The sequence below is a fragment of the Nostoc sp. CCY0012 genome, from assembly GCF_963920855.1.
Taxonomy (GTDB): Bacteria; Cyanobacteriota; Cyanobacteriia; order Cyanobacteriales; family Nostocaceae; genus Cyanocohniella.
In genome coordinates this window covers 17,428-38,442 of sequence record NZ_CAWUDM010000032.1, presented here as the reverse complement: position 1 = coordinate 38,442, position 21,015 = coordinate 17,428, and the positions used below count along the sequence as shown (strand labels likewise).

Annotated in this window: 17 protein-coding genes; 9 read left to right on the top strand and 8 right to left on the bottom strand. The window is 42.5% G+C overall.

The window, feature by feature from the left end:
* Positions 1–122: 122 nt before the first annotated feature.
* Together dxs and ACM0OS_RS11515 are read right to left on the bottom strand one after the other, a co-directional pair.
* Positions 123–2,030 (bottom strand): 1-deoxy-D-xylulose-5-phosphate synthase, encoded by a 1,908-nt coding sequence (gene dxs, locus ACM0OS_RS11520; protein ID WP_414543320.1) that lies wholly within the window; start codon positions 2,028–2,030, stop codon positions 123–125.
* 184 nt (positions 2,031–2,214) lie between these two features.
* Positions 2,215–3,840 (bottom strand): ArnT family glycosyltransferase, encoded by a 1,626-nt coding sequence (locus ACM0OS_RS11515; protein WP_414543319.1) that lies wholly within the window; start codon positions 3,838–3,840, stop codon positions 2,215–2,217.
* 96 nt (positions 3,841–3,936) lie between these two features.
* On the opposite strand from ACM0OS_RS11515, the gene ACM0OS_RS11510 reads away from it, so the two are divergent.
* From ACM0OS_RS11510 to rpmA, 4 genes are all read left to right on the top strand, one after another.
* Positions 3,937–4,587: a class I SAM-dependent methyltransferase gene (locus ACM0OS_RS11510; RefSeq protein ID WP_414543318.1), complete on the top strand. Its 651-nt coding sequence runs from the start codon at positions 3,937–3,939 to the stop codon at positions 4,585–4,587.
* Between the two features lie 359 nt (positions 4,588–4,946).
* Positions 4,947–5,861 (top strand): hypothetical protein, encoded by a 915-nt coding sequence (locus ACM0OS_RS11505; RefSeq protein WP_414543317.1) that lies wholly within the window; start codon positions 4,947–4,949, stop codon positions 5,859–5,861.
* Positions 5,862–6,257: 396 nt separating this feature from the next.
* On the top strand, positions 6,258–6,659 hold the full coding sequence (gene rplU / locus ACM0OS_RS11500; RefSeq protein WP_414543316.1) for a 50S ribosomal protein L21: 402 nt from the start codon (positions 6,258–6,260) through the stop codon (positions 6,657–6,659).
* A gap of 24 nt (positions 6,660–6,683) precedes the next feature.
* Positions 6,684–6,965 (top strand): 50S ribosomal protein L27, encoded by a 282-nt coding sequence (gene rpmA / locus ACM0OS_RS11495; protein ID WP_414543315.1) that lies wholly within the window; start codon positions 6,684–6,686, stop codon positions 6,963–6,965.
* Between the two features lie 49 nt (positions 6,966–7,014).
* Here the strand turns inward: rpmA and ACM0OS_RS11490 are convergent, their stop codons facing one another.
* Positions 7,015–7,455: a hypothetical protein gene (locus tag ACM0OS_RS11490; protein ID WP_414543314.1), complete on the bottom strand. Its 441-nt coding sequence runs from the start codon at positions 7,453–7,455 to the stop codon at positions 7,015–7,017.
* 376 nt (positions 7,456–7,831) lie between these two features.
* On the opposite strand from ACM0OS_RS11490, the gene cruF reads away from it, so the two are divergent.
* From cruF to aspS, 3 genes are all read left to right on the top strand, one after another.
* Entirely contained in the window at positions 7,832–8,740 is a 909-nt protein-coding gene (gene cruF, locus ACM0OS_RS11485) for a gamma-carotene 1'-hydroxylase CruF (protein ID WP_414543313.1), read from the top strand.
* A gap of 316 nt (positions 8,741–9,056) precedes the next feature.
* Positions 9,057–10,247, top strand: coding sequence for a 2'-O-glycosyltransferase CruG (cruG, locus tag ACM0OS_RS11480; RefSeq protein WP_414543312.1), 1,191 nt, complete (start codon positions 9,057–9,059; stop codon positions 10,245–10,247).
* Positions 10,248–10,373: 126 nt separating this feature from the next.
* Positions 10,374–12,161, top strand: coding sequence for an aspartate--tRNA ligase (aspS, locus tag ACM0OS_RS11475; protein ID WP_414543311.1), 1,788 nt, complete (start codon positions 10,374–10,376; stop codon positions 12,159–12,161).
* A gap of 58 nt (positions 12,162–12,219) precedes the next feature.
* Here aspS and ACM0OS_RS11470 read toward each other — a convergent pair whose 3' ends face one another.
* The 4 genes from ACM0OS_RS11470 to ACM0OS_RS11455 are packed head-to-tail and all read right to left on the bottom strand — an operon-like array spanning position 12,220 to position 16,121.
* On the bottom strand, positions 12,220–13,101 hold the full coding sequence (locus ACM0OS_RS11470) for a succinate--CoA ligase subunit alpha (protein ID WP_414543310.1): 882 nt from the start codon (positions 13,099–13,101) through the stop codon (positions 12,220–12,222).
* 57 nt (positions 13,102–13,158) lie between these two features.
* Positions 13,159–13,932, bottom strand: coding sequence for an ABC transporter permease (locus ACM0OS_RS11465; protein WP_414543309.1), 774 nt, complete (start codon positions 13,930–13,932; stop codon positions 13,159–13,161).
* On the bottom strand, positions 13,925–14,854 hold the full coding sequence (locus ACM0OS_RS11460) for an ABC transporter ATP-binding protein (protein WP_414543308.1): 930 nt from the start codon (positions 14,852–14,854) through the stop codon (positions 13,925–13,927). The genes ACM0OS_RS11465 and ACM0OS_RS11460 overlap by 8 nt, the downstream gene beginning before the upstream one ends.
* A gap of 40 nt (positions 14,855–14,894) precedes the next feature.
* Complete coding sequence (locus ACM0OS_RS11455; protein ID WP_414543307.1) at positions 14,895–16,121, bottom strand: ATP-grasp domain-containing protein; 1,227 nt, start codon at positions 16,119–16,121, stop codon at positions 14,895–14,897.
* Between the two features lie 911 nt (positions 16,122–17,032).
* On the opposite strand from ACM0OS_RS11455, the gene ACM0OS_RS11450 reads away from it, so the two are divergent.
* Positions 17,033–18,766, top strand: a complete 1,734-nt coding sequence (locus ACM0OS_RS11450) for a hypothetical protein (protein ID WP_414543306.1) — start codon at positions 17,033–17,035, stop codon at positions 18,764–18,766.
* A 96-nt stretch (positions 18,767–18,862) separates the two neighbouring features.
* Positions 18,863–19,915, top strand: coding sequence for a histidinol-phosphate transaminase (gene hisC, locus ACM0OS_RS11445; RefSeq protein WP_414543305.1), 1,053 nt, complete (start codon positions 18,863–18,865; stop codon positions 19,913–19,915).
* Here the strand turns inward: hisC and ACM0OS_RS11440 are convergent.
* On the bottom strand, positions 19,910–20,992 hold the full coding sequence (locus ACM0OS_RS11440) for a glycosyl transferase (protein WP_414543304.1): 1,083 nt from the start codon (positions 20,990–20,992) through the stop codon (positions 19,910–19,912). The genes hisC and ACM0OS_RS11440 overlap by 6 nt on opposite strands.
* Positions 20,993–21,015 lie beyond the last annotated feature (23 nt).

Genomic DNA, 21,015 nt, shown 5'->3' with positions numbered 1-21,015 from the left:
GTATGACAACAATTAGTTGCAGCCCTCATTAATTACCCATAAACCCAACTGCTTGGCTCTAAAAATCCTATTGGATATAGAAGAGTGGGAAAAGAACCCACTCCTTTTTCATTAACTATTAACTAAACAACAGCCGATAATTTTTGCTGAAAGAAAGCTGCCATAACTCTTTCTGCTATTTGACGGCTAGTTAAACCTAGTTCTGACTTAGATTCATCTGGTGTAGCATGGTCTACCAATACATCTGGCACACCAATACGCTTCACTGGAACCACGACATCAGCATCTAGTAAGGCTTCTGCCACCGCAGAACCGAAACCGCCCATAACACAGCCTTCTTCTAAAGTGACGACACGGCCGATTTGTTTCGCTAGAGGCAAAATCAATTCAGTATCCAAAGGCTTGACGAACCGGGCATTAATCACAGTTGCTTGAATGCCGTGTTCACTGAGAATTTCCGCCGCTTGCATACTCGGATAAACCATTGTGCCGTAACCCAGAATTAACACATCATCTCCGTGGCGCAGAATTTCGGCTTTCCCGATTTCTAAAGGTTCCCAGCCTTCTTCCATCAAAGGCACACCGTAACCGTTGCCACGAGGGAAACGCATAGATATGGGCCCACTAGTATGGTTAATGCCAGTCACTATCATGCGTTGCAGTTCGGCTTCGTCTTTGGGTGCCATCATCACCATATTAGGTATGCAACGTAGATAGGCAATATCATACATACCTTGGTGGGTGGGGCCATCAGCACCAACGATGCCTGCTCTGTCTAGACAGAAGAACACCGGCAGATTTTGGATACAGACATCATGAATGATTTGGTCGTAACCCCGTTGCAGGAAAGTGGAATAGATAGCAGCCACAGGGCGCATCCCTTCGGATGCCAGTCCCGCAGCTAGGGTGACAGCATGTTGTTCGGCAATACCGACATCAATATATTGATTAGGTAATTTGGCTTGCAGCTTATCTAAACCTGTTCCTGTAGCCATTGCTGCCGTAATCCCAATAATTTTGGGGTTTTGTTCCGCCAGTTTGACTAGGGTGTGAGAAAAGACTTTGGCATAAGCCGGGGGTTTGGGTTTGCTGGAGGGAACAGCTTTGCCTGTTGTCAGGTTGAAGGGACTTTGGGCATGATAGCCTACTTGATCTTTTTCGGCGATTTCATAACCTTTACCCTTGACTGTAATCACATGTACCAATACTGGCCCAATGATTTCGTGTGCCTGTTGGAAAGTGGTGATTAATTCTTCTAAGTTATGCCCGTCTACTGGCCCGATATAGGTAAAGCCTAATTCTTCAAAAACTGCACCGACTTTAGGCACAGCTAAACGCTTCATGCCTTCTTTGATGCGTCCGAGTTCGGGGGACAGGGACTCACCAACAAAAGGAATTTGTTTGAGCTGTTCCTCAAGATTTTCCTTGATAAACTGCACCGGTGGACTCAGGCGCATTTTGTTGAGATAACGGGGAATCGCCCCCACGTTGGGAGATATGGACATTTCGTTGTCGTTGAGAACAACCAGCAGGTTTGTTTTGGGCATGTGTCCTGCATGGTTGATAGCTTCTAAAGCCATACCCCCAGTTAAAGCACCATCACCAATGACAGCGACTGATTTAAATTTTTCCCCTTTTAAATCTCGCGCCAAAGCCATGCCCAGTGCTGCGGAAATACTGGTAGAAGCATGTCCGGCACCAAAGTGATCGAACTTGTTTTCGCACCGCTTGAGATAACCTGCTACTCCGTCTTTTTGCCTGAGAGTATGAAAGTTACTGTAGCGTCCTGTAAGTAATTTGTGGGGATAAGCTTGGTGTCCTACATCCCAAATGACTTTATCCCGATCCAAATCCAGCGTTTGGTAAAGCCCTAGTGTTAACTCGACAACACCCAAACCAGGCCCCAGATGTCCTCCACTTGCTGCTACGGTTTGTAGGTGCTTGTCTCTAATCTGACGGGCAATTTGTTGCAGTTGCCGGATCGACAAACCATGCAACTGGTTAGGATGGGTGATTTCACTCAGATGCATATTATAGGGTGTTCCTCTCTAAACTCTACTTCTAGCATTATTTGATTTTCCCACGGTGGGGATGTCTCCAGAATTATCGGCAAGCAACTTAACACTGTAGTTGGGGAATAGGAATTAGGCACTGGAGACATGGGGAAAAATCACTTCTATCATTCTCCCTTATTTCCCTAATTCCTTGCTGGTATCATTCAGCAACTTGGATTAATTGATGCTGTTGCACAGTACCGAGAACGTTGTGGGGTGTAGTTGATTGCGTCGCCTGAACAGCAGAAGTCCAAGCATAGCTAGAAGCTGGCAATTGGGAAATAGATTCTACTGGTTCACCATGAATAGGAGTGTAAAAATTGAGTAGTACACCAGTTTTACCTTCCACTTGCACAAAGTAAATCGGATGAGTTTGGAGAATTGAGGCGATCGCAGGCTGTTGGAGAAAATTTTTCACCTCAGGATTATAATCGCTAAATAAGCCCAAACTACCTGCCATAGCTAAAGCTAGCCAACAAGGAATTAACCAACCAGCTAGCCAATAATCAGTAGTGAGAAACTTTTGATTCCATTGGTAACGACCAATCCATACCATCGGCAAAATTAACCAACCCCAACCCATCATCAAGCCGATAAGTGCGTATTTGCGGATATCAACATCATTTACCCACATCACCACAACTGTACCCGCCACCACCAGTAAAATACCCAATCCCCCAAAGGCATAACTGAGATTACGCGAAATTTTCTTGATATAGTCATGGGGTAATTTTTTGGTATCCCTCATTCCCCGCCCCAACCACTCTAAACCCACAGCCGCCAACAAAGCTATAAAGGGATAAAGACCAAGACTATAGTGAGATAAACGAGTAGAAAAAACACTGAGTTCGGCAAACAGTACGACTGGAAAGCCAACTAATATTAATTGATAGCGATTAATAGGACGACGCAATAATAAAACTAAGCCTAAAAGACCAAAAAAGAACCAAGGAAATGCTTTGAGTGGCACATTCCATAAATAAAATATCAATCCATTCCCCGCACGTTCATTAGACCCTAATTGGAAAACAAATCTGAGTAATTCCTGATAACTATCATTGCCGTAACGTAGCCAGCTAAACCATAACCAACTAAAGGTAGGAATCAACCCTGCTATAAAACCTAAATATAAAATAGGATTGGTAAGATGACGATGACGGCGCTGTTCTCCAATTAAATAAGGCAATAAAGCGATAATTGGTAAAAAAATCATAAAGCTTCTGACTAAGAAGCCCAGACCCAAACTTAAACCAGCAATAACACTCCAAAAATAGTCATATTGAGGATGTAATTCTGCTTTTAATAAACACCAAATCGCCAACAGTACTAGAAATATCATCGGCACATCAGGAGTGCCTAAACGACAATATTGCAACCAGAGAAATTGCACACTTAAAATCGCCCCAGCTAGCCAAGCTAGTCTTTTATTCAGGATGATTTCGCCAATTGCATATATCAGAAATACGCTCAAAATACCAAGCATCATACTCGGTAGTCGCACACTAGTTTCACTAATACCAAACAACTGATAGGAAATAGCAATGATCCAATAAGGGCCTGGGGTTTTATGATGGACAGTTCCCCAAGGCGCTATCCAATCGCCAGATTCAAACATCACACGCGATCGCCTGGCGTAAAGTCCTTCATCATGTGCCATGAGGCTATTTTCCCCAGAACTGAATAGCAATAAGGGGAGTATCCAAAGTAACAAACTAATATAAGGAAATACCGCTGCTAAACGGATTTGCTGCCAAATAGGTTGTAATAAACGTAATTTATATAACATCGAATAGATAATATTAAAATATGTTACAAAATAATTAATGAATTAATACTGACAATTACGCCATTTTAGGGTGAAATCTCCCAAATTTAGATATTTATGCTATTAAAACCTGATCAACGCCAAAAATTAGATGATACGGATGACAAGTTGTTTTACGATTATCCCCGCTTTGTCACCCATGTAGATGAAGGATTTATTCAACAGCTAACAAATTTATATGGCGATCGCCTCCAAGTTAACACGCGGATACTTGACCTGATGAGCAGTTGGGTATCTCATCTACCAGAAGAGATGGAATTTGCCCATGTGGAAGGACATGGACTCAATGCCGAAGAACTAGGACGGAATCCCCGGCTAAATCATTACTTTGTCCAAAATATCAATGATAATCCGCAATTACCCCTGCCAGATCAAAGTTTTGATGCGGTTCTCAATTGTGTTTCCGTGCAGTATATACAATATCCGGAAGCTGTTTTTTCCGAAATTCACCGCATCCTCAAACCTGGTGGTGTAGCAATTATCAGCTTTTCCAACCGTATGTTTTACCAAAAGGCGATTCAGGTTTGGCGAGATGCTTCAGAAGCCACGCGGGTAGAATTAGTCAAGCGCTACTTCACCTCAGTACCCGGATTTACAGATCCAGAAATCATCGTTCATCAATCAACAGTACCGAACTTCTTGCAGTGGTTGGGCGCACCAGGAGGAGATCCATTTTACGCTGCGATCGCTTACCGCATTCATGAATGACTTTGCAGTGCAGGGAAGAAATTAGCTAATAGAAGAGTAGGACTATAAAAACAAAGGCTGTTTCCTCCGCCTGTAAAAATTTCAGCCCACGGAGGTGGGCTTTGTTTGTGTAGCCCCAGACTTCTAGTCTGTGGGGCTTTTCTTGGCGCAGGTATTGTAATTGTAAAGAATCGGTATTAGTAGCACCAGTATGCGGAATCGTATAATGTGCGCTTGATTACTTAATTACACCAGAAAAACTCCACCCTCTAATCTCATCCTTGTAGACGAAAAGGTTAGATAAAGCAAGGCTTTAGCAAGGCTTTAGCAAGGTGGGGACAACTAGTGTTTACTTACTTCTACCGTTCTAGAGAAATCAAATGTTTCGTTCAAAACTTACTAAAATCGCTACGTTTGCTCTCAGTGTGATTACGTTTAGCTATATTTCTAACTTGTCAATCAATCAGAACGCGATTCAACTGCCATCGGCTCAAGCTGCAAGCGGCCACTGTGGGCCAAGTGGTAGTGCAGCCGGAACCGCTGCAACGAAGTTTTTCTTATTTCCTTATTACGCAACCTTTGATCCTGCATGTAAACAGCATGATATTTGTTATGCCACGTTGACACAAACAGGTAAAACTAAAGAACAGTGCGAAGCGGAATTTCGCAAGGATCTCTACAAGATTTGCGAAGCTCGCTCTCTCTGGGAAAAAATCAGTCGGGACTCCTTTGGTTATCTCACCAATCCCAAACTATGGGGTGGAATTGGCATGACTGGGCCTTGTAAGCGCCAAGCAGATTACGCTTATTGGGCGGTGAGTCAATTGGGTGAAAAGGCTTTGGGTAATCAAGCCATTCATAGTCTAAAAGTGGCCAGTGTTACAGCTAATCGCATCTATGATCGCTGGAGTGATGATGAACTCAAGGTATGTGTCAAAGTCCGCAACGATGGCAACTTGGCCACAGAGTGGGATCTCGTACTGCTGGATAAAAAAGGCGCGATTGTCGATACTGAACCGGACACCTACGAACGTAATATCAAAGTAGGTCAAACCGATGAAGAATGTGTTACCACCAGGGGAAGCAGGTATTCTATTTCTGATTTGGGAACGAATGCACAAGTAGTAGTGCGTATGGACGATTATCCCGGTGTGGCACCATTTGCGATGGTAACTAAAATCTCAGTACCAACTCAACGCACACGTGATAAATTTACGCCTGTATCCCACAGTCATCAGAGCCGGATTGAAGCATACAGAGAGTTGCAGCAGATTGGAGCCAGTGCTAATAGGTAGAACGATTTAATTGGCAAAGAGAGCATATATGGTATTTTTTCTTACCTATGCTCTCACTATTTGTAGTTGCTGTATGTCATCAAGAAAAAATCTGAGCAACGCATATTGTTACCCAGATGTGTTAGTGCTGTTCTGTGTCTCTAGTAACTACATCGCTAGTTACCGCAATTCCGCTAAATCACGCAAACTCAGTTTGAGCCAAAATATCAAGTCATATTGGGATTGACCGAAATCCATTTAATAACATATGATTATAGATTGTCTGTCTAATTCCTGCTCGGATCAGGTAGACATATCACAAAAGCTAGCAACAGCGATTCATCAAAGTTAGATCAATCGCATCTCTACAAGAGAAAGCCAGCTACCTGTACGGCAACTTCAAGGACAATTTCATTCATGACCTACGCAATTATTGAAACTGGCGGTAAGCAATTTAAAGTTGAGCCAGGCCGCTTTTACGATGTGGAACTGCTTCATGTGGAAGCGGACGAAAAAGTTACAATAGAATCTGTATTACTAGTACAACACGACGGCGAAGTCACCATTGGTCAGCCGTTAGTGGCAGGGGCGACTGTAGAAGGGACTGTGTTACGTAATCTTAGAGGTCGCAAAGTCCTGGTGTATAAAATGAAGCCGAAAAAGAAAACCCGCAAAAAACGGGGGCATCGCCAGGAAATCACTAGACTTATGATTAATTCCATCACCCTAAATGGTCAGGTGTTCGCTGCTGAAGAAGGCGTAACTGCTGAACCTCCAGTCACCGACAATTCCCCTGTAGAAGATACTGCTGAATCATAAAAAAAAGCAACACAAGAGGAAATTATGGCTCATAAGAAAGGAACAGGTAGTACGCGTAACGGTCGTGATTCTAATGCCCAGCGCTTGGGTGTGAAACGTTACGGCGGTCAAACTGTACGTGCAGGAAACATTCTCGTACGTCAGCGCGGAACTAAATTTCACCCTGGTAACAATGTTGGAATTGGCAACGATGACACTTTGTTTGCCTTAGTTGACGGTGTAGTCACCTTTGAAAGAAAAGGTAAAACCCGCAAAAAAATTAGTGTTTACCCAGTTGCCGCAACAGTTGAAGCAGTAGCTGTGTAGATAATTTGGGTGGGTATTGCCCACCCTCATAACTGAATTAAAAAGATAATTACCATAGCTGCTGTGAAAATCCCACATGCAGAATTTTTCCCAGGGCTAAACCTGCTAATGAAAATATAGACGTAATTAAAAAAGCCTGCCCTTGTTTAAAACCAGCGGATTGAAAGTCGATTTTCGCCAAGACAACCGCAGAAATAATTAGCAAAGTATCCAGAAATATTCGGAACCAAGCAAGCATTAGAAAAAATAAAAAGGCGCAAAAAATAGTAGCAGCAAAAGATCTGAGGTTGGATTGCAATAATACACTAGAGTATTTAGCCATTGTTGTCCAAGGAATAGTCAAGCTGCCAACTAACAGTAAAATAGTCAGCATGAACGCTATCCATACAAACAAGGGTGCTTGTGTTTCCGATAATACCCAACCCAATGTACTGTAACTCAGCAGTACTAGTACCAAGGAAATCCAGGGAAGTCTTTTTACAATTGACATGGGTTAGTGTCGCCCTGAATAAATCAAGCTGTCATTGAACAAGCAGTGTCACCAAAATTTTGGTTTTACTTTAAATCTTATCTCCCCTAAAATATATCTCTGTATAGCAAGAGGCTGGTAAATTGTAGATGCAAGCTCTCATGCTAACTAGCACAACACTATATTCAGTTAGATAGATTTTGACTGCAATGGCTTAGACTATAAGTTTATCATCCTATTTTTTCTAGATTCTATCAATAGGCTTTGATACTCTTGCCCAGCAAACTTAAACACTTTCACAGATAATTACAGTAAAAATTAGTTAAATATTTTCGTAAACATTTGTAAACTATTAGCAGCCGAGTAGCCACGTGTCACATCTTGTTAAGGACTTATCATGAAACAACTTGTTATAGCTGAACGCGTATGCCTGATTGGTCATATCGTGTCAATGGTGTTTGGATTGGTAGGCATACTACTAGTTATACCTAATGCCGAAGTAATTTTACATTTATCCGATGTTGGGCAGACCGCCATGCAGTGGAGTATGGCAGGCGGCGGTGTAGTTTATATCATCTTGGGCGCAGCAACTGTATTTTTGTATGGTTTGCGGACTTTGGGTTTGGGTCGAATTTTGGCATTTATGCTGCCTGCAATATTGATTTCCTTAACCAGTGAATTATTAGGAACAAGCACAGGCTTTCCCTTTGGTCATTACAGCTACCTGAGTGGGTTGGGTTATAAAATTGGTGGTTTAGTGCCGTTTACCATTCCCTTGTCATGGTTTTATGTAGGATGCGCGGCTTACCTGCTGGCGCGTGCTGGTTTATCAGTGGATACCAAACCTAGCTGGTGGCGTCATACAGGGGCGATTGTGTTGGGTTCTTTATTGCTCACTTGTTGGGATTTTGTTCTTGACCCTGCCATGAGTCAAACCTCTTTGCCGTTCTGGTATTGGCAACAACCAGGAGCTTTCTTCGGAATGCCTTACCAAAACTTTGCAGGTTGGTTAGGTACAGGAATAGTATTTATGACTGTAGCAGCCTTGCTATGGAAAAATAACCCGATTAAATTCGAGCGATCGCAGCTTAATTTACCCTTAATCGTTTATTTAAGCAACTTTGGTTTCGCCACAGTTATGAGCATAGCCGCTGGATTTTCCATTCCTGTGTTATTGGGCTTAGTGCTAGGTGTAACCCCGGCTGTAGGATTTTGGTTAAAAGGGACAGCCGCATCTGAGCAAGTTAACGTTGAAGCAACAAATAACAAAGTCTCCGTGGCCAGTATTAAAGTCGCCTTGAAATAAAGTTAGGGAATAGGGACTAGGTGAAAAAGTAGGGGGCAAGGGGGCAAGGGGGCAAGGGAGAAAAACCACCCACAATTCTACTCGGCTTTAAACCTTATCTTTTGGTAAAAACCTGAAAACACTTCCTCATCTCCCTAGCCTCTACCCTCTAGCCCCTAGCTCCTAGTACAGCACGGCGTAAATAGGCATACCATTTGAAATTGTCAAAGAGCCTGTTTGATAAGCCTTTTGACTTTTGACTTTTGACTTTTGACTTCCGCGCAGCGGTACTAGCCTCTTCTTTTTCCAACAACATTAATTGCAAAATATTTTAACTGTGGACAACGCTTTAACAGTAGGAAGCGTCATATCTTTGCTATTGCTACTTATCCAACTACCAGCAACAGCGATTTTACTTTCACGGCTGGTTAAGGGGCCTAGACGCCATCCGCCCATTCAACCACAACAGCCCACACCAGAAATTTTGGGTAATGTCAGTGTCGTCGTTCCCACGTTAAACGAGGCGCTTCGTATTAGTCCTCTGTTATCTGGTTTGAGTCGTCAAAGCTACGAAGTGCGGGAAATTATTGTGGTAGACAGCAATTCCCAAGATGGTACCCCCGACTTAGTGAAAACTGCACAGCAGGAAGACCCCCGTTTTCGCTTAATGACTGATGACCCCTTACCTGCTAATTGGGTGGGTCGTCCTTGGGCTTTGCATAACGGCTTTTTGCATAGTTCAGAAGCAAGTCAGTGGTTTCTGGGAATGGATGCTGATACCCAGCCGCATCCGGGTTTAGTAGCAAGTTTGGTGAAGACAGCCGAAGCACAAGGATATGATTTGGTTTCCCTTTCACCTCAATTTATCCTTCAGTATCCAGGAGAATGCTTACTGCAACCAGCATTATTGATGACACTGCTTTACAGATTTGACCCTGCTGGGATCAATACCGACCAGCCAGAACGGGTCATGGCTAATGGGCAATGCTTTTTATGTCGGCGCTCAGTTTTAGCTGCGGTGGGTGGTTATATCAGTGCCAGTAATTCTTTTTGTGATGATGTCACATTAGCGCGACACATTGCAGCCCAAGGGTTTAAAGTGGGCTTTTTAGATGGCGCCAAAGTGCTGAAAGTACGGATGTACGAAGGAGCTATAGAAACCTGGAAAGAGTGGGGACGCAGCCTCGACCTCAAAGACGCATCGCCATCAGCGCAAATCTGGGGAGACTTATGGCTACTATCAGCCGTGCAAGGTCTACCTTTACCAATTGTCTTAACTTACCTGCTGTTTTTCCCCCATCCCCCCATCATCCCATCCCCCCATATCTTCTTATTGGGACTCAACGTATTTCTGTTGGTGATTCGCTTTGCGATGCTATTAGCGATCGCACCTTCATATGATCGTAAAAGTGCCAAAGGTGGCTGGTTATTCTGGCTGTCTCCTTTAGCTGACCCCCTAGCAGTGCTAAGGATTTTCTTATCTGCATTTCACACTCCACGGGAGTGGCGGGGCAGAAAGTATGAGTAATAGGTTAAAGGTAATCTAAATTTTTTTCTTGAACTGAAACTACTACAATTACTATTGATGCTAGATAATGGGAAAGCTTTGACATTTTACTCACCCATCTAGCCCGACAGAATAAAACTAACACCTATGCGAACTCACTATTGCGGCGCACTCCGACAAAAAGATATTGGAGAAACTGTTACCTTGTACGGATGGGTAGACCGTCGCCGCGATCATGGGGGCGTGATATTCTTAGATTTACGCGATCGCTCTGGCATTGTCCAAATTGTCAGTGATCCCCAACGCACCCCAGATTCTTACGAACAGGCAAACTCTCTACGGAATGAATATGTTGTTGCCATTACTGGCAGGGTAACACAACGTCCCGACGAATCTTTAAATCCCCGCATCCCTACAGGCGAGGTGGAAATCTACGCTGATCATATTGAACTGCTCAACGGCGTTCGTAAACAGTTACCATTTCAAGTTTCCACGGCTGATACCGAAACTGTGCGGGAAGACTTGCGGTTGAAGTATCGTTATTTGGATTTGCGGCGAGAACGCATGGCGCAAAATATGCAACTGCGTCATCAAGTGGTTAAAGCCATGCGGCGCTACTTAGAAGATTTGGAAGGTTTCATTGAAGTGGAAACTCCCATTCTCACCCGTTCCACCCCAGAAGGTGCGAGGGATTATATCTTACCGAGTCGCGTCAACCCTGGTGAATGGTTTGCTTTGCCACAATCACCCCAGCTATTCAAACAGATCCTCATGGTATCTGGCATGGATAGATATTATCAGATTGCCCGTTGTTTCCGTGATGAAGACTTACGGGCCGACAGACAACCAGAATTTACGCAGTTGGACATGGAAATGAGTTTCATGTCGCAAGAAGAAATTATCGGGTTGAACGAAAAGTTAGTTGCTCATATTTTCCAAACAGTCAAAGGTATTGAGTTAAAATTGCCATTTCCCCGCCTCACTTATGCTGATGCGATGGAACGCTATGGTAGTGATAAACCAGATACTCGCTATGGCTTGGAATTAGTCAATGTTTCTGATGTCTTAAAAGACTCTGGATTCAAAGTTTTTCGAGATGCGATCGCTCATGGTGGTATCGTAAAAATTCTGCCGATTCCCAACGGTAACGATGCCATTTCTAATGTCCGTATTAAGCCAGGTGGTGACTTATTTAAAGAAGCCAGCGAAGCCGGTGCTAAAGGTTTGGCTTACATCCGGGTGAGAGAAAATGGCGAAATTGATACCATTGGCGCCATTAAAGATAATCTCAGCGAAGCCCAAAAACAGGAGATTCTACAGCGTACAGGTGCTAAAGCCGGTCACTTATTATTATTTGGGGCTGGTGACACTGCTACTGTCAATAAAACTTTAGACAGATTACGGCAAGTTGTGGCTAAAGAGTTTAAATTAATTGATTCTGAAAAAATCAATTTGCTGTGGATTACAGATTTCCCCATGTTTGAGTGGAATGCTGATGAAAAACGCCTAGAAGCACTGCATCACCCCTTTACAGCACCCCATCCTGAAGATATCAGCGATTTAAAAACTGCCCGCGCCCAAGCTTATGATTTGGTGTTAAATGGGTTAGAAATTGGTGGTGGAAGTCTGCGGATTTATCAAGGGGATATCCAACAGCAGGTGTTTGAAGCCATTGGTTTATCTCCGGAAGAAGCGCATAACAAATTTGGCTTTCTCTTAGAGGCTTTTGAATATGGTACACCTCCTCATGGTGGCATCGCCTACGGTTTAGATCGTTTGGTAATGTTGCTAGCTGGGGAAGAATCTATTCGAGATGTGATTGCTTTTCCCAAGACACAACAAGCACGTTGTTTACTAACAGATGCACCTGCGGGTGTAGATACTAAGCAGCTCAAAGAATTGCATGTTGCTTCGACGTACAAACCAAAACCATAGATATTTAAGCCCCTTTCCGCGTCGGAGAGGGGTTGGGGAGAGGTTCATCGAACTCACATTAATTCATTCCTTTTCTTACCAGTTCTGGAATTAGAGAAGGACGTTCCGCCACAGAAACTTGTGCTTCTTTGAAAGCAGCTAATTTACTTTGTGCTGTGCCAAAGTTAGGGTCACGGCCGATAACTGTGGCTAAAGTCCCTCCTTGGCGCCAATTTTTTGTTAGTGGTGCGTGTCTACCTGCAATGTAGGCGATGACTGGTTTATCGATAGCCTCGGTAATATAACCCGCTGCGGCTTCTTCACTACCGCCACCAGGTTGACCAACTAAAACGATCGCTTCTGTGGTTTCGTCTTCGTCGAGAATTTGTAGCCATTGCAAAAACGATGAACCAACGATCGCATCACTGCCAATACTGACACTAATTGATTGTCCTAAACCAGCTTTGGTTAATTCCCAAGCAATTTCGTAGGTGAGGGTACTGCTACGACTAACGATCCCTACTGATCCTGGTGTATACAATTCGCTGGGCTGAGTCCCTAAAAGAATCTTCCCTGGAACAATTATTCCGGGACTATTGGGCCCTACTATCAAGGTTTCATGTGCTTCGGTTTTGCGGAGTAATTGCACCATATCTAATGGTGGTACGCCAGCAGAGATAATAATAATCTGTCCGATATGAGAGGCGATCGCTTCTAATGCTGCATCTAACACTTGGTACGGATGTACGCAGATAATTGCGGTGTCGATAGCGCCAAATTTCTCTACTACCTCTTCTACTAAATCGAAGACTGGTAGATCGTAAAGTTGCTGTCCACCACATCCGGGATTCACACCAGCAACTAAATTTGTCCCATAAGCTTTCATTTGAGCAACATGAGTTGCTGAGATAAATTCAGAAAAGCCCTGGATTAATACTTTGCTGTCTGGTGTTAAGTTCATAAAACGTTTTGGTAGATTTAGCAAATTAGAGAATAATTTTATTATTACTTGTGAGGATTAGTATCCTCTTAATATTCCTTGTTGCTTGGCTTTGCCTTCAGCTTGACGAAATATCCATAATCCTACGGCAAAATATACTGTGCTATTGATGAAAGCGATTAATAACTTGGTTAAATTCAAACTTTCACCTCTAACCATCAAATCACGTAGTAATTCAGCACCAGGAGTCATGGGAAGCAATGCTGCCAAAATTCTTGCTGATCCTGTCCAATTTTCGGTGGGTATGGTCAGCAAAAATAATAACGGAAATTGAGTCACACCTAAAAGTTCCTGCAAACGTTTAAAGATTAGGGATAAAGACCCCAATGCAAAAGCAAAACCATTAGCCCCTAAGACCACGGTAAGAAAAGGTAAAAGCAATGTAGGAGGAAAGTCAAGACGGCTACCTGTTAGGATCATGATGATCACCAGAATGGTGAATATTTGAACTATCTGCAAACTCAAATCAGCCAACATTCGCATTAAAAAAACCTTAGTCGCACCATAGCGTGAGAGAAAAAGTTGTTCTAAAGTGCCAGTTTGGGCTTCTATTTGCAACTCTCCCGCCAGACTAGCCAGAATGAATGACGTTAAAGTCCAAAGCACATAGCCAATAATAATCGAGTCGAGGCGATCGCCTAATTGAAAAGCATCACCAGCAACATAACGAGAACTTAAGAATAATCCATAAAATATGGAAGCGAACACAAAAATCCGGCCTATTGACTGTACAGGATAACGAATGGACATAATCCAACTACGGCGCAATTCAGCTAAAAATAATTTAAGCATCTTGATTTCTGCCTTTTCTCACTATCTGCAAAAAGATTTGGGTGAGGTTCGCTTGCTCTTTTTCCAGAGATGATATAGGCAGAGGTTTGATAATATCGAGAAGTTTGTAAAGTAATTCTGGCTGGGATAAATGAATAATTTGTGTGTCTTGAACTACTGCACCCAGATTTTCTAAAGCTGTAACCCGTGACTTATCAAGTACAGTTTCTAACTCAATTTTGTAACCAGTTCCCGAAAATTTGCGAATCAATTCACTGGTTGATAATTCTGTGATAATTTCCCCTGATTGGATAATGGCGACTCTATCTGCAAGTTCTTCTGCAATGCTGAGTTGGTGAGTAGTTAGTAAGATAGCACAACCAGCAGCAGCAATTTCTTTGACTAAAATTTTGACATCTTCTGTGGCTTCTACATCTAGCCCTAAAGTGGGTTCATCTAATAATAATAGTTGGGGTTTATGAACTAAGGCCACAGCAAATGCTAACTTCTGCTGCATTCCCCGTGAAAGATTTTCCACTGCTGTTTGGCGTTTAGACATTAGGCCAAATCTATCTAAAAGTGCTAAACCCGACTTCCTGGCTTCTCGACGGCTCATTCCTTTTAATACCCCAAAATATTCCAAATTCTCTTGGGGAGTTAATCGCCAGTAAAGGTTACGATTTCCTTCTAGTACAGCGCCTAAATTTTGCAGTGCTGCGGGGTTACGATAGGGATCACTACCAGCAATTTTCACCCAACCCGCATCAGGTTGAATTAATCCAGCAATCATCTTAATACTGGTAGTCTTACCTGCACCATTGGGGCCAAGAAAAGCCAATACTTCTTGAGGATAAATATTTAAGGAAACATCTTTGACGGCTGTAATAATTTGTTTGCTTTGACGAAAAGTTTTTTGAAGCTGACTTGCTTCTAATGTTTTCATGAAAAACTACAGCTTTTTGCGGTAAATATGCAAAATTGTATCAAACTTTTTTGTAAGCAATTGGCTTGGCCAGACGAACAGCTTCTGCAACTGCTTCATCTAAATTTTCCACCACTGTTAGAGCATCACTTTCTTGTTGTAATTTGTCTAAAGCATCTTTAGCCACATTGAACTCAGAACCAGCAATACGGATAACTAAGCGCGGGAAACAAGATTCTTTGCGGCTTTTAGGACTACTAGAGCGGCCATTCTGTGATTTAGTGTCCTTTTTGTGGTTTTCCACAAATTTAGTAATGATTTCTATAACTTCATCAGCTTGAGGCACACTACCTAAAAAGTTAAGTAGTATGACTTGAATGCTTTTGTCAGCAGCTAAAATGTTTAATCCTTTAGCGAGGCGATCGCAAAAGGTTGTGGGTGAGATGTCAGTCAGTAAAGCATGGCGTAGATTCAAGCAAATACCTGGCTTCCCACCAGCACTGGTAACTAAATCTAAAGTTGCCATCATTGAACCAGTACCATTACCTAAAATACCGATTTTGCCATGTAACTCTACACCATCCCAGTTGCCAAGATGACTTTTCCTCAAATTGCTATGACGGTTAGCTATTTTTACCGCTATATCGGCTAGTTCTGGATGCCGTCCAATGGCTCGTTCGTTGATGCTGACTTTACCATTTAGAGCCATGACTTGTCCCGCAGCATTCACAGCTAAAGGATTAATTTCTATTAAATCTAAATCTTTTTGGACAAATAACTGGTACATTTTTTCTACAACTGAGCTAACCGACTGCATTAATGTGCCTTGCAGACCCATTTTTAAAGCCAGTCGCCGCGCATAAAAAGGAGAAAATTCTTGTTCAACTACAACATGGTGCATTTTGTCGCCTGCTGATTCCCAATCGATATCAGCTTCTTTACAGCCTAAAAGCACTGGGCGACCCACAGCGGTATCTAAAACTACTGCTAGATAAAATTCCTGTTTCCCAATATACTTAGATTCTGCTAGTAAAACTTCCGGTAACTCGCCCCAAATTGGTAAATTAAAGATAGTTTGAGCCGCTGCGATCGCATCAATTGTGGTGTCTGCGATTCTGACTCCACCGGCTTTTGCTCTTTCACCAGCATATACCTGTGACTTCAGTACAATCGGGTAGCGAATTTTTAAACGCTTCAAATCTGTGGGATGGTCAATACGTTGGGAAGGCAATACGGGAATGCCTATTTTTCCAAACCATTCTTTTACTTGATACTCCAATAAATCCATTGTTTTGCACCTGGTATTTACACTTCCAAAAGCATTTATTTGGTGCTGTTTTCTACTTTTTATAGCACTATAATTGCATCATCAAGCTGCGTGAGTCTATGATAGTTTATTTTTTACTGCTTAGTTTTATCTAATTGAGTAAAAGAGGCAAATTTGTATTTCAAAATACTTTTAGTTACTGTCATGATTATAGGTAATTAATATGGCTAGTGAATTTGCCAGCATATAACAAAACCAGCATTGATGTCAAAAAACTTCAGTATGTGATGGAGAAAGGGATATGGCAAACTAGCAATCAAGACTTTCCCGTAGCCGCTCTAGGTGAGATTACACTTCAATCAGCGCCTTCCTTGGAGACTCACGTTATGTAATTTTATAAATTAACAGATTCTGTTTCTGAGATAAACGAAAATGATCAAATGCATTAGGAATGTGGATTTAATAAAATACAGAACCTCACCCCCAACCCCTTTTCTTGGTAAGGAGAGGGGAGACTTTAACGTAAGTCAAAGGCGGGGTGAGGTCAAAACTAGACTGGCATGTTATTTAATTCATATTCCTTCGCTGGCTTTTGAGTGAGTTATAGAAAGCAATATTTAAGCTTAACTTCCTCGATAATTTGATTCAGCAACGGCCAAAAGTTATATTATTCCCATTTTTTATTGGTAATTTAACTTGGTGGGTGAATTACTGATAAATACTGAGAAGTCCACATCTGCGACTTCTGCAAAAAAAGGTATTTACGGTGATAAATTTTACTCAAAAATCAGAATTTGTGTTAAAAAGTTGTTCTATTTAATTCTTTGGCTGTGATGGGTTCAACTGAGCATTTGCATTCAACAAACGTCAGTCCCTGATTTCATCCCTTCCAAGATAAACAAAACAATATATAAATTCCGCAGGAACGCTCTATGAAAGTAGCAGTCCAGCAAGAAGATTTACAGATTTTAGCCAAAACTTTGCAAGCTGAAGTTATGGCAGAAGTCCCCTCTGGTGAAGTCTTCCAAGTTAAGTGTGCTGTCCAAAAAGACGAGTTGATGATTTTAACTCAACATCCAGTTGGTGTCACAGTTGATACTCAACATATATTTGCCGTACTGGAAGCAACACTCCAGTCCTTACCAACCGCTAGGGAACAGCGAGTCCAATGCTTTCTGCGGGTAGTTGGGGAAAAACGCCCTTATGCTACATATTCCTTAATGATGAGGCACCAGGAGAATAGAGAATCAGAGAAAGTAATACCGCCTTCATCTTCTCTGATCTATTTTCCACCTACTGCCGAGAATGATGAAGAAGAGGAATTTGAACATTGGGCAGATGAACCAGATTTATTGACCACCCAGTCACCACGCCCAGTCAAATCTCTGTTATTGGGTCTTGCTGTGATGGGAATTGGTGTATTTGGTAGCGGTGCTTATCTCCTAACTCGTCCTTGTGTGATGTCTGAGTGTCAAGAACTCCAAACGGCCCAGCGACTCAACTTAGAATCTAGACAATTAATGCGTCGTGCTAGGTCAGAAAACGAATTAGTCTTACTGCAACAGCAACTAGAGGTAGCCAGCGCCGATTTGACTAAGATTCCCAATTGGTCACCGCGTGCGTCACAAGTTGAGGAACTAAAAGCCAACTTGTCTGGACAGGCGGAAAAAATTAACCAGGTGGTGACAGCATTAAAAGCGGCATCTAAGGCAGAACAAAAAAGTTCCACAACTGCAACTAGCTTCGAGGAATTACAAGCCACACAACATTTATGGCGACAGGCGATCGCACCTTTAGAAAGTATCGGCCCTAGTAGTGAACTCTACAGGCTCATACAACCAAAATTAATTAAGTATCGTGTCAGTTTACAAAATATTAATCAGCAATTACTAGCCCAAGACAAATGGCTGAAAAAACTCAAAGATGCCAAAGCCGTAGCCAATGTAGCCGCCAAACGAGCCGACACCGCCAAATCCTTAAGTGAATGGCAAAAAGCCCAATCCACTTGGCAAATAGTCATTAACGCTTTGAATATTATTCCGCCCAGCAGCCCAGCATACCACCAAGCCCAACAACTGTTACTAGAGTATAGACCGCAACTAGCAAGGACACGCGATCGCGCCACCTTAGAACAAATAGCAGCTAGAAGCTACCAACAAGCAGTCAACACAGCCAATCAAGCCAAAACCTATGAGCAAAAAAATCAATGGCAAATAGCGGTTACATACTGGGATCAAGCTTTGCAGAATGCCCAGCAAATTCCTCGAGATAGTTTTTACTACGTTCAATCTCAGAGACTAATTGCACCTTATTCATCAGCCCTCCAAGAAGCGCAAGAAAAACTACAAATTGCCAGTATGTGGCAACAAACCCGTACTGATTTAGATAAAACTTGTAATAGTGACATGCGGATTTGTACTTTTATGATCAACGACAACAGTATTGTTGTCTCACTCACCCCTGACTACGAACAAGTCCTACAAAACACCTTAGCTGAAGCCGATAGCGAAAACTCCAGTCCGGTGTTTGATATTGCTAATCACTGGCAAACTTTACAAACAGCGCTCTCAGTAATTGGTGATAATGCGAATATACCGTTGTTTATCTATGATACTCAAGGAGAAGGACTGTATACTCATATACCTGGAGGAGGGAATAGAGAGTAGCTGACATTAATTCTGTCCCTCTACTGTCTCAATGTGCAAACTAGATAGACAACAGTTTAGTATATTCCTTGACTGTCATTTGTCCGCTGATCAGCCATGACCAACTACTTCCGCGCCAACGTTAATGCAATGGCTAGCTATGTCCCTGGTGAACAACCACCACGGGGTACGCCTATTATTAAACTCAATAGCAACGAAAATCCTTATCCTCCCTCACCACAGGCGTTAGCTGTACTACGCAATATCGATGGAGAGTGGTTGCGCCGTTATCCAGAACCTTTTGGGGGAGAGTTTCGCCAAGCTGCAAGTAAAGTCTTAGGAGTTCCCAGTGATTGGATAATTGTTGGTAATGGTAGTGATGAATTATTGAACTTAGTAGTTCGCGCCTGTGCGGAACCTGGGAAAAAGGTAGTCTATCCCATGCCGACTTATGTGCTATATGTGACTTTGACTCAGATGCAAGCTGCGGAAGTTGTGGAGATTCCTTACAGTGAAGACTACAGTTTACCCATAGCACAACTAATTGCCGCTAATGGTGCAGTCACATTTATTGCCACACCTAATAGTCCATCGGGTCATGTAGTACCAACAAATGACTTGCGGAAACTAGCCAGCCAGTTATCTGGGGTTTTAGTGATTGATGAAGCGTATGTAGATTTTGCTGATGAAAATGCACTCTCATTAGTCAAAGAATACGAAAATGTGATTGTCATGCGGACGCTTTCTAAAGGGTACTCATTGGCAGGATTACGCCTGGGTTTTGGAATAGCTAACCCCAAGCTGCTACATAACTTGTTTAAGGTGAAAGATAGCTATAACATCGATACGATCGCCTGTGCTGTGGGTACAGCTGCTATCATCGACCAAGAGTATAAAAATGCTTGTGTAGCCAAGGTCAAAGCATCGCGGACACAATTAGCCATAGACTTAAAACAATTAAATTTCCAAGTCTGGGATTCTCAAACCAATTTCTTGTTAGTACAGCCTCCCCAAAATCATGCTCAATATCTTTATCAACAGCTGAAAGCACAGAACATTTTAGTGCGTTACTTCCCCCAGCCAGGACTAGATAATAAATTACGCATCTCTATTGGTACAGATGAACAAAACCAAATATTAGTGAAAGCACTGAGTGAATTGTGTTTATAAACACCGTAAATATTCCACCACAGCTTGAGCGATCGCTTCATTCCCATCTTTAGCTAGAGGCTGAGATAACTTTGGGGCTTGGGGCGCTTGATGCAGAAAATACCAACTACCTTGAAAAAATTCTGTTGGCGTTATAATTTGATGTTGATGGTGATTAATAATACCTTCTAACAAAAAAGCAGCTTCAGCAAAGTCATCACGGGGAATAGTCACCAAAGGAATATCCAGTTTTGCCGCTTCCGAAAAAGTGCCGTAACCTGGTTTAGAAACCACACGCCCACAAATTGGCATAAAATCCACTGGACGGTATTGGCGATCGCTAATTTTGACTAAATTAGGTAAATCAGGAACAGATTGATCAAAAACAATGAATTGCCAATCGGGAAAATGCTGGAGGTTATTATAGGGAATTTGCTGTAAACCCAAACCACCAAAAGTTAGCAAAATCGTTTTTTCTTGTGGTGCAGTGATCCCCCAAGTAGCCCGGATGTCAGCCGCCGAGTAACGAGGATAACCACCAGTTAAACCTACATCAGTAATATTACTAAAGGCATCCATTGATTCATGAAACGGCAGCCGAAACAAACGACTACATTGGGAGTAACATTCACTAATCCAATCAGCAATAGCTATAAATTCGCCGCCCCAATCTCTGTAGATCAAGTCCCAGCCAAAATTACTCATCATCCAGCAGGGGATATTTGCCGCTTTACCAAACAAAGGAGCCAAAAAAGGAATATCTGCCAAGATTAAATTCACCCGATTTTGGCACAGAAAATTCACCTCGGAAGCAATTAAGGAATTTTGCTGTTTTTGAATCTCCAGTAACTTTTCCCGTGTGGCTACCTTATCCATTGTCAAGCTATCTGACTGCACCACACCCAAATCAAAGGCGCGGGGACGATGGATAAAATCGCCTTCTATGTAGCACTCTAGCAACCACCGTGGGGCTGTGGTTGCCATAATTATTAATACCTCTGGGCATAACTTTTGAATTGTCGCCACCACAGATGCAGTGCGAGTCGCATGACCAAAGCCGTGGTTAGTAATAGCTACATATAAAATTGGGCGTTCCATTAGACAAGATGATGGGTAAATGA

What these genes read in the sequence shown, in the direction of transcription:
- ACM0OS_RS11470 (WP_414543310.1), bottom strand. Translation starts at nt 13,101, where the DNA reads ATGAACTTAACACCAGACAGCAAAGTATTAATCCAGGGCTTTTCTGAA.
- dxs (WP_414543320.1), bottom strand. Translation starts at nt 2,030, where the DNA reads ATGCATCTGAGTGAAATCACCCATCCTAACCAGTTGCATGGTTTGTCG.
- ACM0OS_RS11440 (WP_414543304.1), bottom strand. Translation starts at nt 20,992, where the DNA reads ATGGAACGCCCAATTTTATATGTAGCTATTACTAACCACGGCTTTGGT.
- ACM0OS_RS11455 (WP_414543307.1), bottom strand. Translation starts at nt 16,121, where the DNA reads ATGGATTTATTGGAGTATCAAGTAAAAGAATGGTTTGGAAAAATAGGC.
- ACM0OS_RS11460 (WP_414543308.1), bottom strand. Translation starts at nt 14,854, where the DNA reads ATGAAAACATTAGAAGCAAGTCAGCTTCAAAAAACTTTTCGTCAAAGC.
- ACM0OS_RS11510 (WP_414543318.1), top strand. Translation starts at nt 3,937, where the DNA reads ATGCTATTAAAACCTGATCAACGCCAAAAATTAGATGATACGGATGAC.
- ACM0OS_RS11450 (WP_414543306.1), top strand. Translation starts at nt 17,033, where the DNA reads ATGAAAGTAGCAGTCCAGCAAGAAGATTTACAGATTTTAGCCAAAACT.
- rpmA (WP_414543315.1), top strand. Translation starts at nt 6,684, where the DNA reads ATGGCTCATAAGAAAGGAACAGGTAGTACGCGTAACGGTCGTGATTCT.
- rplU (WP_414543316.1), top strand. Translation starts at nt 6,258, where the DNA reads ATGACCTACGCAATTATTGAAACTGGCGGTAAGCAATTTAAAGTTGAG.
- ACM0OS_RS11490 (WP_414543314.1), bottom strand. Translation starts at nt 7,455, where the DNA reads ATGTCAATTGTAAAAAGACTTCCCTGGATTTCCTTGGTACTAGTACTG.
- ACM0OS_RS11515 (WP_414543319.1), bottom strand. Translation starts at nt 3,840, where the DNA reads ATGTTATATAAATTACGTTTATTACAACCTATTTGGCAGCAAATCCGT.
- ACM0OS_RS11465 (WP_414543309.1), bottom strand. Translation starts at nt 13,932, where the DNA reads ATGCTTAAATTATTTTTAGCTGAATTGCGCCGTAGTTGGATTATGTCC.
- hisC (WP_414543305.1), top strand. Translation starts at nt 18,863, where the DNA reads ATGACCAACTACTTCCGCGCCAACGTTAATGCAATGGCTAGCTATGTC.
- cruF (WP_414543313.1), top strand. Translation starts at nt 7,832, where the DNA reads ATGAAACAACTTGTTATAGCTGAACGCGTATGCCTGATTGGTCATATC.
- ACM0OS_RS11505 (WP_414543317.1), top strand. Translation starts at nt 4,947, where the DNA reads ATGTTTCGTTCAAAACTTACTAAAATCGCTACGTTTGCTCTCAGTGTG.
- aspS (WP_414543311.1), top strand. Translation starts at nt 10,374, where the DNA reads ATGCGAACTCACTATTGCGGCGCACTCCGACAAAAAGATATTGGAGAA.